15 protein-coding genes are annotated in these 14321 nt (G+C 69.9%); 4 read left to right on the top strand and 11 right to left on the bottom strand.

What is annotated here, in order from left to right:
* Window positions 1-29: 29 nt before the first annotated feature.
* Together ACQEXA_RS30850 and ACQEXA_RS30845 are read right to left on the bottom strand one after the other, a co-directional pair.
* Window positions 30-1967, bottom strand: coding sequence for a LamG-like jellyroll fold domain-containing protein (locus tag ACQEXA_RS30850; RefSeq protein WP_433131673.1), 1938 nt, complete (start codon window positions 1965-1967; stop codon window positions 30-32).
* 201 nt (window positions 1968-2168) lie between these two features.
* Window positions 2169-3569 (bottom strand): M1 family metallopeptidase, encoded by a 1401-nt coding sequence (locus tag ACQEXA_RS30845; RefSeq protein WP_432929452.1) that lies wholly within the window; start codon window positions 3567-3569, stop codon window positions 2169-2171.
* A gap of 64 nt (window positions 3570-3633) precedes the next feature.
* Between ACQEXA_RS30845 and ACQEXA_RS30840 the strand changes: the two genes are divergently transcribed.
* Together ACQEXA_RS30840 and ACQEXA_RS30835 are read left to right on the top strand one after the other, a co-directional pair.
* Window positions 3634-4149, top strand: a complete 516-nt coding sequence (locus tag ACQEXA_RS30840) for a hypothetical protein (protein ID WP_432939290.1) — start codon at window positions 3634-3636, stop codon at window positions 4147-4149.
* A gap of 75 nt (window positions 4150-4224) precedes the next feature.
* A complete protein-coding gene (locus ACQEXA_RS30835) occupies window positions 4225-4908 on the top strand; it encodes a pentapeptide repeat-containing protein (protein WP_432939292.1) in 684 nt (227 codons plus the stop codon).
* A gap of 31 nt (window positions 4909-4939) precedes the next feature.
* Here ACQEXA_RS30835 and ACQEXA_RS30830 read toward each other — a convergent pair whose 3' ends face one another.
* The 3 genes from ACQEXA_RS30830 to ACQEXA_RS30820 form a co-directional block, all read right to left on the bottom strand.
* Window positions 4940-5413 carry an N-acetyltransferase family protein gene (locus tag ACQEXA_RS30830; protein WP_432929454.1) on the bottom strand — a complete coding sequence of 158 codons (474 nt, stop codon included), beginning with the start codon at window positions 5411-5413 and terminating at the stop codon, window positions 4940-4942.
* Between the two features lie 232 nt (window positions 5414-5645).
* Window positions 5646-7052, bottom strand: a complete 1407-nt coding sequence (locus ACQEXA_RS30825) for an NAD(P)/FAD-dependent oxidoreductase (protein ID WP_432929456.1) — start codon at window positions 7050-7052, stop codon at window positions 5646-5648.
* Window positions 7053-7062: 10 nt separating this feature from the next.
* Entirely contained in the window at window positions 7063-7761 is a 699-nt protein-coding gene (locus tag ACQEXA_RS30820; protein WP_432929458.1) for a rhomboid-like protein, read from the bottom strand.
* Window positions 7762-7971: 210 nt separating this feature from the next.
* On the opposite strand from ACQEXA_RS30820, the gene ACQEXA_RS30815 reads away from it, so the two are divergent.
* Entirely contained in the window at window positions 7972-9030 is a 1059-nt protein-coding gene (locus ACQEXA_RS30815) for a right-handed parallel beta-helix repeat-containing protein (RefSeq protein ID WP_432929460.1), read from the top strand.
* A 43-nt stretch (window positions 9031-9073) separates the two neighbouring features.
* Window positions 9074-10126 (top strand): methyltransferase, encoded by a 1053-nt coding sequence (locus ACQEXA_RS30810; RefSeq protein ID WP_432929462.1) that lies wholly within the window; start codon window positions 9074-9076, stop codon window positions 10124-10126.
* 97 nt (window positions 10127-10223) lie between these two features.
* Here the strand turns inward: ACQEXA_RS30810 and ACQEXA_RS30805 are convergent, their stop codons facing one another.
* The 6 genes from ACQEXA_RS30805 to ACQEXA_RS30780 are packed head-to-tail and all read right to left on the bottom strand — an operon-like array spanning window position 10224 to window position 14313.
* The gene (locus ACQEXA_RS30805) at window positions 10224-10556 is read right to left on the bottom strand and encodes a TcmI family type II polyketide cyclase (protein WP_432929464.1); all 333 of its coding nucleotides are present in this window, start codon (window positions 10554-10556) and stop codon (window positions 10224-10226) included.
* A 17-nt stretch (window positions 10557-10573) separates the two neighbouring features.
* Entirely contained in the window at window positions 10574-11053 is a 480-nt protein-coding gene (locus ACQEXA_RS30800; RefSeq protein ID WP_359399919.1) for an SRPBCC family protein, read from the bottom strand.
* 1 nt (window position 11054) lies between these two features.
* On the bottom strand, window positions 11055-11312 hold the full coding sequence (locus ACQEXA_RS30795; protein ID WP_359399922.1) for an acyl carrier protein: 258 nt from the start codon (window positions 11310-11312) through the stop codon (window positions 11055-11057).
* A 30-nt stretch (window positions 11313-11342) separates the two neighbouring features.
* Window positions 11343-12587 carry a ketosynthase chain-length factor gene (locus ACQEXA_RS30790; protein ID WP_432929467.1) on the bottom strand — a complete coding sequence of 415 codons (1245 nt, stop codon included), beginning with the start codon at window positions 12585-12587 and terminating at the stop codon, window positions 11343-11345.
* The gene (locus ACQEXA_RS30785) at window positions 12584-13852 is read right to left on the bottom strand and encodes a beta-ketoacyl-[acyl-carrier-protein] synthase family protein (RefSeq protein WP_433131671.1); all 1269 of its coding nucleotides are present in this window, start codon (window positions 13850-13852) and stop codon (window positions 12584-12586) included. Before ACQEXA_RS30785 ends, ACQEXA_RS30790 begins: the two co-directional genes overlap by 4 nt.
* On the bottom strand, window positions 13849-14313 hold the full coding sequence (locus tag ACQEXA_RS30780) for a cupin domain-containing protein (RefSeq protein WP_433131669.1): 465 nt from the start codon (window positions 14311-14313) through the stop codon (window positions 13849-13851). Before ACQEXA_RS30780 ends, ACQEXA_RS30785 begins: the two co-directional genes overlap by 4 nt.
* Window positions 14314-14321 lie beyond the last annotated feature (8 nt).

Raw genomic sequence — 14321 nt, 5'->3', positions numbered from 1 at the left:
GCGGGTGGGCCGGAGACGGGAGGGACCGCTCACTTGCCGGTGAGGAACTCGTCCCTGGAGAGGGGGCGGTTCACGATGCGGATGTCACCGACGTTGCCGTGGAAGACCATGTCGATGGCGCCCGCGTACGCGTGGCCACCCACCAGCCAGGGCAGTCCGAGCGAGGTGATGCCCTGCGACACCCGGCTCGGGTTGTCGGCGACCGGGGCGCCCTCGACGTACAGCCTCGTGTAGCGGCCATCGTTGACCACCGCGAGGTGCCACCACTTGAGCTCCACCAGGCCGTGACCCCAGTTGGTCGTCGGGTAGGTGTTGTTCAGCGGGTAGTGGTTGAACTGCGGCTCGCGGCCGTTGTTCGAGATGGAGAGCTGGGCCAGGGGCTCGCCCGGGTCGGTGTTCTTGCCGTGCTTGCCGGCGTCTCCGGCCGAGCCCCGGCGGCTGAGTATCGACGCCCAGCCGTTCTTGCCGGCGTCCCAGTCCAGCGGCATCATCACGAACGTCTCGATGGTGTACCCGCTCTTGAACGTCTCGGCGTTCAGCGGAGCCTTCTCCCCCGTGGTCAGGTACGTGCCGTGAAGCGGGTTCCTGCCACCGACGAACTTCAGGCTCGCGTGCGCGGGCTGGTCGGTGTGGTGGTCGGCGGACCAGGTCAGCGCGTCTGCGGCCGTGCCCGGCAGGGTCACCACCGTCAGGTCGTTGCCCTTGCCGGACAGGTCGTGGATCGTCTGGCCCGCGGTGAGCGAGGTGCCGGGCGCGCCCTGGCCGTCGAAGCGCCAGTACGCCAGCGTGCCCTTCACCAGCTCCTTGCTTGCCGGGCGGGCGGGCCGGACCGCGACCGGGGCGAAGCTCGCGAACCGCTCGTCGAAGTCGATCGCCATCGAGAAGTCGTCGACCGGGCCGGTGACCTGGGCGATCTCGGCGGCCAGCTCGGTGCGGGACTCCGGGTCCTGGGCCAGGATCCACGGGTTGATCGTCTCGACGTCGATCGTGTTGCGGGCCAGGTCGAAGTGGTACAGCCGGATCATGCCGCCACCGCCGAAGTACCGGTTCTGGTAGTTCGTGATGTGCATGTGCACGTCGTTGCCGGAGGCGTTCTTCTGCGTCATGCGCCCGGGCGGCCAGTAGTGGCCGTTGAGGGTCAGGAAGACCTGGTCGTTGTCATTGATCAGCTTGTCCCACATCGCCTGGCCGTTGCCCACGATCACGGCGTTGTTCTCAGGGTCGCCGGACTCGTACGGGAAAACGTTGTCATCGTACGGCGAGGCGACGATGTCGTGAGACGTGACGATCACCGGCATCTTCGGGTGGGCCTTGATGACCTTGTTCGCCCACGCGTAACCCTGGTCGGTGGTGCGCCAGTCCAGGGCCAGCAGCAGCCACGAGCGGCCGGCGGCCTGGAAGATGTGCGCCGTGTTGTAGCCGGTCTCGTCCGACCCGGCGAAGGTCTTCGAGTGCCGGAACCGCTGCGGGCCCATGGTCTGGAGGTACGGCGTGTCGCCGCGGCTGTCGTCGCCCGAGACGTCGTGGTTGCCGGCCAGCACGCTGTACGCGGCACCGTGCGCGTCCAGCACGGCGAACGCCTTGTCGACCTCCTGGAACGACAACGGGTCGGCGTCCTGCGTCAGGTCACCGAGGTGCGCCATGAACACGATGTTGTTGTCGGCGGTCCCGCTGTTTTCGATGATGTAGCGGAACGACTCCTCCTGCGGCGTCCGGTTGACGCTGTCCTGGGAGCCCCAGTACAGGAACTGGGTGTCGGGCATGACCGCGAGGGTGAACTGGAGGGCGGTCTGATCCGGTCTCCACGTCCCGGACTTGCCGGTCTTGGCGGCGTCCGCGGCGAAGGCGGGCGACGCGCCGACTCCTACGGCTGCCGCTCCCGCACCGGCCAGCGCCGCGTTGCGCAGAAAGCCTCGCCGGCTCTGCCCGGTCGTGTCGTGTGACGGAGTATCACCGTGAATGGACATAGGGGCCCTTCCCGGGTCGATGGTTCAAACAGCAACGACGCTAGTCAGAAGCGACCCAAGGCGGGCAGACGTCAGATGACGAACGAAGACCGAGTGTCTGTCCGGGACTGAAAGCTCGCCACAAGTGATGCCCACAAGCTGATCTCTTGATGAGCACGCGGTGACCGACAAGGAACCGGGGCTCAGGCCGTGCGAGTCCGCCTAGGCGTGTGACGGTTTCCCGTCCCCGTACAGCCAGTCGCGCCAGATCGCGCGGAAGTCCTTGCCCGGCGCCTTCTTCTCGACGTACGCGGTGAAGTCGGCGGTGCTCGCGTTCCCAAGACGGTGGGTGGCGGCCCAGCCCTGGATGATCCCGTAGAAGGCGTCGTCGCCGACGGTCTGGCGGATCTTGTGGAGGACCATCGCGCCACGCTCGTAGACGGGCTTGTCGGAGACGTGCGCGGCGCTCGGCGGCCTCCCGGGCGGAAACGCCCAGATCGCCTCGTCGTCAGCCGGGTCGTCGTAGTAGTCGCCCCGGTAGAGCGCGTCGAAGATCTGCTGGACCGTGTCGCCGCCGTGGTCCTCCTGCCACAGCCACTCCGCGTAGGTCGCGAAGCTCTCGTTGAGCCACATGTCCTGCCAGCTCTCCGGTGTGACGGAGTCGCCGTACCACTGGTGGGCGAGCTCATGGACGAGGGTCTCGGTGTCGGGGGGGCCCGGGAAGACCGGACGGGTCTGGGCCTCCAGGGCGTACCCGGCGTCCTCCGGCCGGTCCACGATGGCGCCGGTGGAGGAGAAGGGGTAGGGGCCGAAGTTGTGCTCCTCCCACTCCAGGATCTCCGGGATCTTCGCCAGGACATCTCGGCTCGCCCGCGACTGGGTCGGGTCGACGGCGACGTACACGGGCAGGCCGTCGCGCAGGGTGGAGCGGGTGACGGCGTAGTGCCCGATCGCGACCGTGGCGAGATAGCTCGCCATCGGCTGTGCGGTGCGCCAGGCGTAGGTGGTGCGGTCGTTCTTCGTCGTCTCGCTCGTCAACTCGCCGTTGGAGACCGCCTGGAGTCCCTTGGGGACGCTGACCGTGATGTCGTACGTGGCCTTGTCGGACGGGTGGTGGTTGCCGGGGAACCACGCCATCGAGCCCGTCGGCTCACCGAGCGCCAACGCGCCGTCGGCGGTCCTCAGCCAGCCCTCCTTCGAGCCGTCCGTGTCGGTGATCGTCTCGGGGGTGCCCGCATAGCGCACCGCCGTGCTGAACGTCTCGCCCTTGTCGAGGTCGCCGGCCGGGCGCACGGTCAGCTCCTGGCCCGCACGGCTCCAGCGCGCCGCACGGCCCTCGACCGAGACGCCGGCCACGTCGAGCCCCTTCAGGTCGAGGTCGAACGCGGACAGGTCGCGGGTCGCGCGTGCCGTGATCACCGCCTTGCCGGTGAGGTGACGGCGGCCCGGGTCGTAGTCCAGGGTGAGGGCGTAGTGGGTGACGTCGTACCCGCCGTTGCCCATCCTCGGGAAGTACGGGTCGCGCAGACCGGATCCGCCGGGCGTACCGCGCACACCGCCGTCGCACGCGGCGAGCGCCAGCGCCAGGACGACGGACGGGACAAGCCGTACGGAACGGGACATGCCTGAGATCCTATGGGGCGGCCCACGACGGCGCGGGCGACCACGGCGTGACACCATCGCCCCCGTGCTCGACATCGGCTACGCCCTCTCCAATCGCTTCCCCGACCCCCCGCAGACCGACTACCGCCGCGCGGACGTCCACGCGCTGCGGCACGACCTGTTCTGCGGTGACGTCTACCTGGCGGACACGGAGGCGGACCGCGAGCTGTCCACAGCCTGGGGATGGGTGCCGGTGCTCGACTTCGCGTGGGCGCTGTGTGACATCGCCGAACGGCTCGATCGCGACCCCCTCGGCAGCCGGGCCGCACGGCCGCAGCACGCGGAGCTGGACTTCACCGAGTCTCCCGACCGCCTGCTCTTCGAGCGCCGCTTCGGCTGGGTGGACATCGAGGCGGAGTGGCTCCCGGCGGCCGAGCCGCCGCTGACCTTCTCCCACACCGAAGTGCGCCGGGAGGCCCGCGACTTCCTGCACGACCTGATCGCCGACCTCACCGACCTGCACGAGGACCTCGGCGAGAACCCGGCGATCTGGACGCTTCAGGCCCGTTTCCCGAGGATGCGCCAGACGCCGCGTCGGTAGGGCACGGTCGGCCCGCACCCTTCTTTCCTGGTCCGCGGGGGAGGCCGGAGGTGATTGTCAGTGGCACAGGGCACGATGGAGGGCATGGTGCGAGGCGATCGGGTGGTCAAGACGGCGCGGCGGCCCGAGATCCGGCTGCCGGAGCTCGTGGCTTTCGAGGACGGCGTCCTGGAGCCGGACGGGGACTACGACGGGCTCGAGTTCCAGGACGCGGACTTCGCAGGGCAGGACGGCGGGGGCGTCCGGTTCATGGACTGCGCGCTGACGGGCTGCGCCATGGATGAGACGCAGCTGCGCCACGCGCGCGTGCTGGACTCCGTACTCACGGGTGTACGGGGCGTGGGTACGGACCTCGCCGAGGCGAGTCTGCGCGACGTGGAGCTGGTGGACGCCCGGCTCGGCGGGGTGCAGCTGCACGGCGCGGTGCTGGAGCGTGTGCTGGTGCGCGGCGGCAAGATCGACTATCCGAATCTGCGCAAGGCACGGCTCAAGGACGTCGTCTTCGAGGGCTGTGTCCTGATCGAGCCGGACTTCGCAGGCGCCCGGCTGGAGCGGGTCGAGTTCGTGGACTGCGTCCTGAAGGGAGCCGATCTCACGGCGGCGACCCTGGTGGACGTGGATCTGCGCCGCGCGGCGGAGCTGGACATCAACCGCGGGATCGACCGCCTGTCCGGCGCGGTGATCAGCCACGCCCAGCTTCTGGACCTGGCCCCCGTGCTGGCGGCGGAGATGGGCGTGCGGGTGGCGGGGGACGACTGAGGCGGGGGCTCCACCCGGGCCCCCGGCGTTCCTACGCCTGACGCCCGAACTGCGCCAGCGCCGCGTCCGTCAGCCGATACACCGTCCACTCGTCCTGCGGACGGGCGCCCAGTGCCTCGTAGAAGTCGATCGCCGGCCGGTTCCAGTTCAGGACCGACCACTCCAGGCGCTCATAGCCGCGCTCCACACAGATACGCGCCAGTTCCCGCAGGAGTGCCTTGCCGTACCCGGCGCCGCGGGCCTGCGGGCGCACGTAAAGGTCCTCCAGGTAGATACCGTGCACGCCCCGCCAGGTGGAGAAGTTCAGGAACCACAGCGCGAAGCCGACGACCGCGCCACCCTCCTCCACGACATGCGCGAACGCCGCCGGGCGCTCACCGAACAGGGCCTCGTGGAGCTGCTCCTCGGTGGCCCGCGCCTCGTCGAGGGCCTTCTCGTACTCGGCCAGTTCGCGGATCAGGGTATGGATGACGGGGACGTCGGCGGGGGTCGCGGTGCGTATCACCGTCGCAGTCTCACACAGAACGGGCGGGACCCGCAGGCCCCGCCCGTCCTCTCAGCCGCTGGTCAGCGCGGCAGCCACCGTCAGACCCCAGCCCGGCGGGCACGGCGAGCACCGCCGCCCCTGCCCGTCTCCCGCGGTACCTCTCGATCCGGTCAGCGGACAACCGGCCTTGTCGGTCTGCTCACTGCGGATCCGTCCTTGTGACCGCCAACTCCCTTGAGTGGCAGGTTCTTCAGTGCCGCCCGGCCACCCGGTCGGCGAACTGGGCCAGCTTCGAGGACTCGGCGCTGTGCGTGGTCAGTTCACGCCGGTCCGCCGTGCGGTAGGTGGCGTACATACCGTGCACGCCGAGCCACCGCAGTGGCTCCGGCTCCCACTTGCGCACCCGGTGGTTCACCCAGGGCAGTGTGGTCAGGTTGGTCGCGCCCGCCTGGCCCGAGTCCTGCCGGACGAGGTCGCGCAGTGTGCGGGCGGCGAGATTCGTGGTGGCGACGCCCGAGCCGACGTAACCGCCCGCCCAGCCGAGGCCCGTCGACCGGTCCAGGGTCACCGTGGCGCACCAGTCGCGCGGCACCCCCAGCACACCCGACCAGGCGTGGGCCACCTTCACCCCGGCCAGCGACGGGAAGAAGCGGATCAGGATGTCGTACAGCGCCTCGACGGTGGCCGGCTGCGTACGGCCGTCGTTGTCCGTGCGGGAGCCGAAGCGGTAGGGGACGCCGCGGCCGCCGAGCGCGATCCGGCCGTCGGCGGTGCGCTGCGCGTACATGTACGCGTGCGCCATGTCGCCCAGCGTCTCGCGCCCCTCCCAGCCGATCCGCGCCCACTGCTCGTCGGTGAGCGGCTCGGTCGCGATCATCGAGGAGTTCATCGGGAGCCAGGTGCGCTTCTGGCCCTTCAGCGACGCGGTGAAGCCCTCGGTGCAGCGCAGGATGTAGGGCGCCCGGACCGTGCCGTACGGCGTCACCGCGTGCTTCGGACGGATCTCCGTGACCGGTGTGCACTCGTGGATCGTGACTCCGAGCGCCTCGACGGCCGCCGCGAGACCCTTGACCAGCTTGACCGGGTGCAGCCGTGCCCCGTGCGGGGTCCAGGACGAGCCGACCGCGTCGGCGACCCTGATCCGCTCGGCGGTCTCCCGGGCGCCGTACAGCTCGCGGTCCTTCTCGCCGAACGACAGCTCGTGCTCGTGGAACGCCTTCAGCCGGGCGAGCTGCGCGGGGGTGTAGGCCACTTCCAGGACGCCGCCGACATGCACGTCGGCGTCGATGCCCTCCTCCTGGGTGACCCGCACGACTTCGGCGACGGTCTCGTTCATCGCCTGCTGCAGCCGTACGGCGGCCTCGTGACCGTGCAGCGCCGCGTACCGGTCGCGGCCTGCGACGCCGTTGTAGAGCCAGCCCCCGTTGCGTCCGGAGGCGCCGTAGCCGCAGAACTTCTGCTCCAGCACGGTGATGCGCAGGAAGGGCGCGGCCTTCTTCAGGTAGTACGCGGTCCACAGACCGGTGTAGCCGCCACCGACGATGACGACGTCGGCGGACCCGTCCCCGGCGAGGGGCTCCCGCTGGGCGGGGAGGCCGTCGTCGGCATACCAGAAGGAGACGCCGCCGTTGACGGCGCTGCTCACTGCGCTGCTCATGTGCCGGACGTTAACTCCTGAGGAGGGCCAGTGTCTCCTTCGGATTCCATGGTTTTCCGCGGCCCCGGGTCAGCGGACAGCACGCCAGACCGATCAGCACCGCGATGAAATGCCCGAAATCGGTGAACGTGGGCGAGGCAGCGAGGGGGACGGCGTACACCAGCAGCACGACCGCCAGATAGGCGTACCGCCAGGGCACCGCGATCCGGTACGTGAGCACGGCGACCACTCCGGCCAGTGCGTAACTCACCCCGATGTCGAGCGTGTTGGCCGCGGACTCCGGGGCCGCCCCGTCCCGTATGGCCTGCAGCAGCGCGCCCTCGCCGGCCAGTGTGGCCAGCACGTGCGCGGCGACGCACACGGCCAGCCAGCGCGCGGTGCCCAGCCAGCGCTCCGCCTGCGCGTGGAAGACCGTGTAGAGCGCGGCGCAGGGCAGCCAGTGCCCGCCGTCGATCCACATCGCACTGCTGATGAACACGCGCACCGGGTCGGACGACAGCTGGTTGATGTTGGTGGACCGGTGCCGCAGGAAGTTCTCCTCGAACTGCGGCGGCATGTGGTGCAGGGCCACGGTGGTGACGAACAGGATCAGCAGCCAGACGTAGGTGCCCGGGGCGCTGCGGACGTAGCCCGCCACCGCCGCCACCCCGCGTCTGATTCGTATGGCCCTGTACACATACGCAAGTATGGTCGGGAAGGTGATCGACATGCCTGGCAAGCAGGCCACCGCACAGCGGAAATTCAGCGGCGCGGCGGGGCCCTCGCACAGTTGACCGCCGGCCGGGTCCGGCGCGGACCCCACGGGCCGACTCCCGTGCCACACACGGCGATCGGCCTCGAGGGGACGCGGCCGATGCAGACACGCCGCCGGATGGCCGATCCGGCTTTCAACGGCCCATCCGGTCATAGCGTACAGAATATGACGAAACGCAATACCGCCTATCTCCTGTGCACCACCGCGCTCCTCGGGTCGGGAATCAGTTGCTCGGCCGCCACCGCCGCGGGCCCCATGTCCCACATGGTGCGTCCCGGGGATTCGCTTCAGAAGGCCGTGGACGCCGCCGGGCCCGGCGACACCATCGTCCTCGCCTCCGGCACCTACCGTGAGAGCGTCCGGGTGACCAAGTCCGGGCTGACCCTGCGCGGCACGGGGAACACCGTGATCGCGCCGGCCGCATCCTCCTCGAACGCCTGCGCGCGAGCCGGTAGCGGCATCTGCGTCGAGGGGACGAACGGCCACCCGGCCGAGAACGTCACGATCGAGTCACTGACCCTGTCCGGCTTCTCCAAGAACGGACTGTGGTCGTCGCGGGCGGACGGGCTGACGGTCCGCCAGGTGACCGCTGAGAAGAACGGTCAGTGGGGCATCTCGCAGGAACGTTCCATCCGCGGCACGTTCGTCGACAACACCCTCCGGGACAACGGGAACGCGGGACTGTATCTCGCCAACACGTTCACGACCGAGGCAGGAGCCACGGACACCCGCGGGACGCTGATCGGACGGAACCGTCTGCAGGGCAACCGGATCGGCATCACCCTCAAGCGCCTCAGAAACCTGACCGTCGCGACCAACGACATGACCGCGAACTGCGCGGCGGTGTTCGTCATCGGTGACGAGAACAAACCGCGGGCCGGGGCCCTGACCCTGAGCGACAACTACATCCACAAGAACAACAAGCTCTGCCCGAAGACCGCCCGGGTGCCTGTCGTCCAAGGCGCCGGGATCGTCCTGACGGGCGGCACCGAGAACATCCTGATGACGCGCAATACGATCACCGACAACGTGGGCAACTCCCCCTTCGCGGGCGGCATCGTGTTCTTCAAGAGCTGGTTGGGCGTCCCGAACGAACGGAACCAGGTCATCGGCAACACGCTGCAGCGCAACTCCCCGGCGGACCTCGTCAAGGCGGACACCGGACAGGGCAACACCTTCCAGGGCAACTCCTGCCGGGCCTCCAAGCCCGCGGGACTGTGCTGACCCGGCCGGCGACCGGCCGCGGACCAGAGAGGAAAGGCAGCACATGACGACCGCAACCACCGCCCCGCCGACGACCGCGAACCCTGCGCCCCCGCCGTCCATGCGGCTGAGGGAACTCGTCTTCGGGGCCGCGTGCGCCGCCGCCCTCCGCGCGGCGGCCCGCCTGGGCGTCGCCGACGCCCTCGGCGACGCACCGATGCGCGCGGAGGACCTCGCGGCCGCCGTAGGGGCCGAGCCCAAGCCGCTGCGACGGCTGCTGCGAGCCCTGTCCTGCTACGGCGTCTTCACCGAGCACGAGGACGGCACCTTCACGCACACCGACATGTCCCGGCTGCTGCGCGAGGACGACCCGAACAGCCTGCGCAACATCTCCCTGTGGTGCACCGAGCCCTGGACCTGGGAGGCATGGCCGCGTCTCGACCAGGCCGTGCGCACCGGCCGGAACGTCGTACAGGACCTGTACGGCAAGGAGTTCTTCGTCTATCTCAACGAGGACGCCCCGGAGTCGGCCGACGTCTTCAATCGGGCCATGACGACCTCCAGCAAGCAGTCCGCGCAGGACGTCGCCGAACTCCTCGACCTGTCGGGAAGCTCGTCGGTGGCGGACATCGGCGGCGGCCAGGGCCACGTGGTGGCCAGCCTGCTGGAGAAGTACCCGTCGATGCGGGGCACCCTGCTCGATCTGCCCCGCGTGGTGGAGAAGGCGGACCCGCGGCTGCGCCCGGGAGGCGCGCTCGCGGACCGCATCAGCATCGTGCCCGGCGACTGCCGTACGTCCATCCCGGTCCATGCGGATGTGTACATCATCAAGAACATCCTGGAGTGGGACGACGAGAGCACTGCCCGGACCCTGCGCAACGTCATCGAGGCGGGCGGCCCCAAGGCGCGGGTCGTGGTCATCGAGAACCTCGTCGACGACACCCCCTCCATGCGGTTCAGCACCGCCATGGACCTCTTGCTGCTGCTCAACGTCGGCGGGGCCAAGCACACCACCAAGAGCATGGTCGACCGGCTGACCGCCGCGGGTCTGATCATCGACACGATCGACCCGGTCAACCCCTATCTGCACGCCTTCGACTGCACCGTCCCGGCATGAACGGCTGCGGCCGGCCCCGCGGGGCCGGCGCTCGCACACCACCGGTCGCCGGGCCCGCGCCGACGCGGGCCCGGCGACCGGTGGCCGTGCGGGGGGTTCAGACCGCGGCGTGCCGCTCCCACAGATAGAAGCGCTGCGCCATGGCGTCCTTCGGGGAGCGCCAGGTCGCGGGGTCGTACGCGCTGACGTACGCCGACAACCGCTCGCTGATGTCCCGGAAAGCAGGGTGCTCGGCCACCTTGACGATGGCGGGACCGGGCTCCCGCTCCGACTCGACGAGATGCATGTACACATCGCCGAACTGGAAGAGGCTGCGCCGGGTGACCCCGACGAGGTGCGGCAGTTCTCCCCGGTCCGAGTCCTCGAACACCTTGGCGATGTCGGGGGCCGATCCGGGGGCCATGCGGGCGACGATCAGGGCCTGGTGCATGAGCTCCTCCGTGCGGTTCAGTCGGCCAGGACCGGCGCGGGCCGTTGCCCGGCGGCGGCCTTCTCGATCTTGTCCCGGATCAGGCCCATCTGGACCTTGGAGTTCCGGTTGATGTTGTCGGTCATCCAGGCGTCGTCGACCGGTGCGTCCGGCCGCATCTCGAAGTCCTGCGTCCAGACCATCCGGGTGCCCTCGGGGACCTCCTCGTACTGCCACCGGATGTTCATGTACGCGAAGGGGCCGGGTTCGACGCGGCGGGCCTTGACGCTGAGCGAGGGGCGGTCCGTCTCCCGCTCGGAGACCCAGCTCCACACGGTGCCCTTCTCGTCGGGATGCATGGTCAGCCGGAAGGTCGTCCGGTTCCCCTCGCGCGAGAGCACGTCACAGGCGGCGTACTCGCTGAACAACTGCGGCCAGTTCTCGAGGTCGTTGGTCATGTCCCAGACCAGATCGACCGGGGCGGCGATGGTGACGGCGTTCTCCGTGTGTCCGGCCATGTCAGGCTCCTGCCATGAGAGTGCTGTTGACGAGGTCGAGGAACTGTCGGGGGGTCTTGCACCGTTCCGCGTCGGGCGGCATCTGCGTGCCGTGCCGGTTCTCCAGCTCTCCCACGATGCCGAGCAGGCCGAGCGAGTCGACGCCGAGGCTGTCGAAGCCCGTGTCGTAGCACTGCTGGAGTTCCTGCGGGGCGACGGTGACCCCGGCGGCCTTCTTCATCAGGTCGGCCAGTTCTTCCAAGGTGATGCGGTCACTCATGCGGTTTCTCTCCTTTGCTCCAGGACGGCCTCAGAACGAGGCGTCGCCGGCGTCGCGCCGCAGCACGAGCGCCGAGTTCGACCCCATGAGTCCCCGGCTGAGGACCAGCGCCGTGCGCAGCTCGGCGGAGCGGGCGCGGCCGGTCACCAGGTCGAGGTCATGGTTGATGTCAAAGACGTTGGGGGTGGGCGGGATCAGTTCGTGCTCCATCGCGAGCACCGCGGCCGCGGTGTCCAGGACGGGTGCCGCGCAGTAGCCGCGGCCTATCGCCGTCTTGGGCGCCGTGACCGGCACGCGGCGGCCCAGGGCGTCGGCGATGGCCAGCGCCTCGGCACGGTCCGCCTCGGGCACACCGAGGGCGTCGGCGAAGACGACGTCGACCTCCTCGGGGGCGCAGCCCGCCTCGTCCAGCGCACCGCGGATCGCATGGACCAGTCCCTCCCGGGACAGATCCCAGCGGGAGGCGCCGGTGAAGGTCGCCGCGTGTCCCGCGATGGTGGCCCGTACCCGGGCACCTCGCTCACGGGCCGAGGCCGCGTCCTCCACGACGAGCATGGCGCCGCCCTCGGCGGGCACGAACCCGGAGGCCTCGGCGGTGAACGGGCGGTAGGCCCGTGCCGGGTCGTCGACGGTGCTGAGCTCCTCGTAACCGAGCTGGCAGACCATCGAGTACGGGGCCAGCGGGGCCTCGGTGGAACCGGCGACCATCACGTCGGTACCGCGTGCCACGGCCCGTGCGGCGTGCGCCAGGGCGTCCAGGCCGCCCGCCTCGTCGGCGGCGACGACCGAGCAGGGGCCCTTGAAGCCGCGGCGGATGGAGATCTGGCCGGTGCTCGCCGCGTAGAACCAGGCGATGGACTGGTAGGGGCCGACGTAGCGGCTTCCCTTCCCCCACAGCTGCTGGAGTTCCCGCTGGCCGAACTCACCACCGCCGGAGCCGGCCGCGGTGACCACACCCAGGGAAAACGGCGCCTCTTCGGCACCGTCCCGGCCGATCCGGGCGTCCTCCAGCGCGAGATCGGCCGCGGCCATCGCGAAGTGCGAGAACCGGTCGGTCTGCACGATGAACCGTTCCTCGATCACCGACGCCGGCTCGAAGGAGCGGACCTCGCCGGCCACCCGCAGCGGCAGATGGTCGCAGCCTTCGCGGGTGATCCGGTCCAGGACGCTTATGCCCTCCCGAGTGGCCTTCCAGAAGGTATCGATACTCGTTCCGTTGGGCGCGACGACGCCGATTCCGGTGACGGCGGCGCGCCGGGCGCGGGCTGCACTCATCGTGTCCTCTCCCTCTGCCGGGTCATGATCACCGCGGACTGGAAGCCGCCGAACCCGCTGCCCACGGAGAGGACGCTGTCCAGTCTCCGCTCGCGTGCGACGCGAGGCACATAGTCCAGGTCGCACTCGGGGTCCGGGATCTCGTAGTTCGCGGTCGGCGGTACGACCTGGCGGTCCAGGGCCAGCACACAGGCCACGACCTCGATCGCGCCGATCGCCCCGAGGGAGTGCCCCACCATGGACTTGATGGAGCTCATGGGCGTGTCATAGGCGTGATGGCCGAGGGCCTTTTTCACTGCCGCCGTCTCGTGCCGGTCGTTCTGCCGGGTGCCCGAGCCGTGTGCGTTGACGTAGTCGATCGCCGAGCCGTCGAGGCGGGAGTGGTCGAGCGCCGCCTCGATGGCCCGGGCCATCTCCACGCCCTCGCTGGTCAGACCGGTCATGTGGTAGGCGTTGCCGAAGGTGGCATAGCCGCTGAGCTCGCAGTACACGCGCGCGCCACGGGCCCGGGCGTGCTCCAGCTCCTCCAGGACCAGCACCGCGCCACCCTCGCCCATGACGAACCCGTCACGGTTGTTGTCGAAGGGCCGGGAGGCGTGCGCGGGGTCGTCGTTGTTCGGGGATGTGGCCTTGATCGCGTCGAAGCAGGCCATGGTGATCGGTGAGATCGGTGAGTCCGAGGCACCGGCGATGCAGACGTCCGCCCGGCCCTCCTCGACGGCGTGGAAGGCGTATCCGACCGCGTCGAGCCCGGAGGTGCAGCCCGTGGAGACGGTCTGCACGGGCCCGCTCGCGCCGAAACGTTCCGCCACCGCCGAGGCGAGTGTGCTCGGCGAGAACGCCCGGTGCAGATGGGGCTCGGCCTCACGAGGGTCCACGTCCCAGCGCTGCCCGTGCCGGCTGACCAGGACGTAGTCGTGCTCCAGACGGGTGGTGCCGCCGACCGCGGTCCCCAGGGACACCCCGACCCGCCAGGGATTCTCCCGGGCGAGGTCGAGGCCGGCATCCCGTACCGCCTCGTCGCCGGCGACGAGGGCGAACTGGATGTACCGGTCGGCGCGTGCGATCTGCTCCGCGTCCAGCCCGTGGGCCGCCGGGTCGAAGTCGCACTCGGCGGCGATCCGCGAACGCAGGCTGCTCGGGTCGAAGAAGGTGATGCCCCGCGTCGCGGTACGGCCGTTGGCGAGCAGATCCCAGAACGCCGGGACGCCGATGCCGCCCGGTGCCACGATGCCTATGCCGGTGACCGCCACGCGCCGGGTCATGAACGGACCTGACCTCGGTCGGCCGCCCGGGCACCGCCCGCCTCGGCTCCTTCCGCGGCGCCGACCGCGACGGCGTCGGACTCCTCCGTGTCCACATGGCCGAGCTGCGGGCGCGGCGCCAACGGACCCAAGTGGAAGACGATGCGGGCCTCGTCGTCCCCGACGTTGCGGAAGCGGTGCCGCATGTACGCGGGGATCATGAGCCCCTGCTCGGGCCGCAGCGGATAGGGGTCGCCGTCCAGGTCGACCCCCAGCTCGCCGCAGACGACGTACACGAACTCCTCGGAGTACGGGTGGTAGTGCTCGCCGATGCGGTCGCCGGGCTGCACGATGGCCACGCCCATGAAACCGCTGGTGGAGCCGACCGTGGCCGGCGTGAGCATGGCGCGCAGATCGCCGCCGCGTCTGCGGTTGGGGTCGACCTCGTTGAGATCCACGATTCTGGGACGGGGTTTGATCACGTCGTTTC

Source organism: Streptomyces sp. CA-106110, assembly GCF_050936285.1.
Classification (GTDB): Bacteria; Actinomycetota; Actinomycetes; order Streptomycetales; family Streptomycetaceae; genus Streptomyces.
The sequence above is the reverse complement of the archived record's forward strand: the minus strand, read 5'-3'. Positions and strand labels throughout refer to the sequence as shown.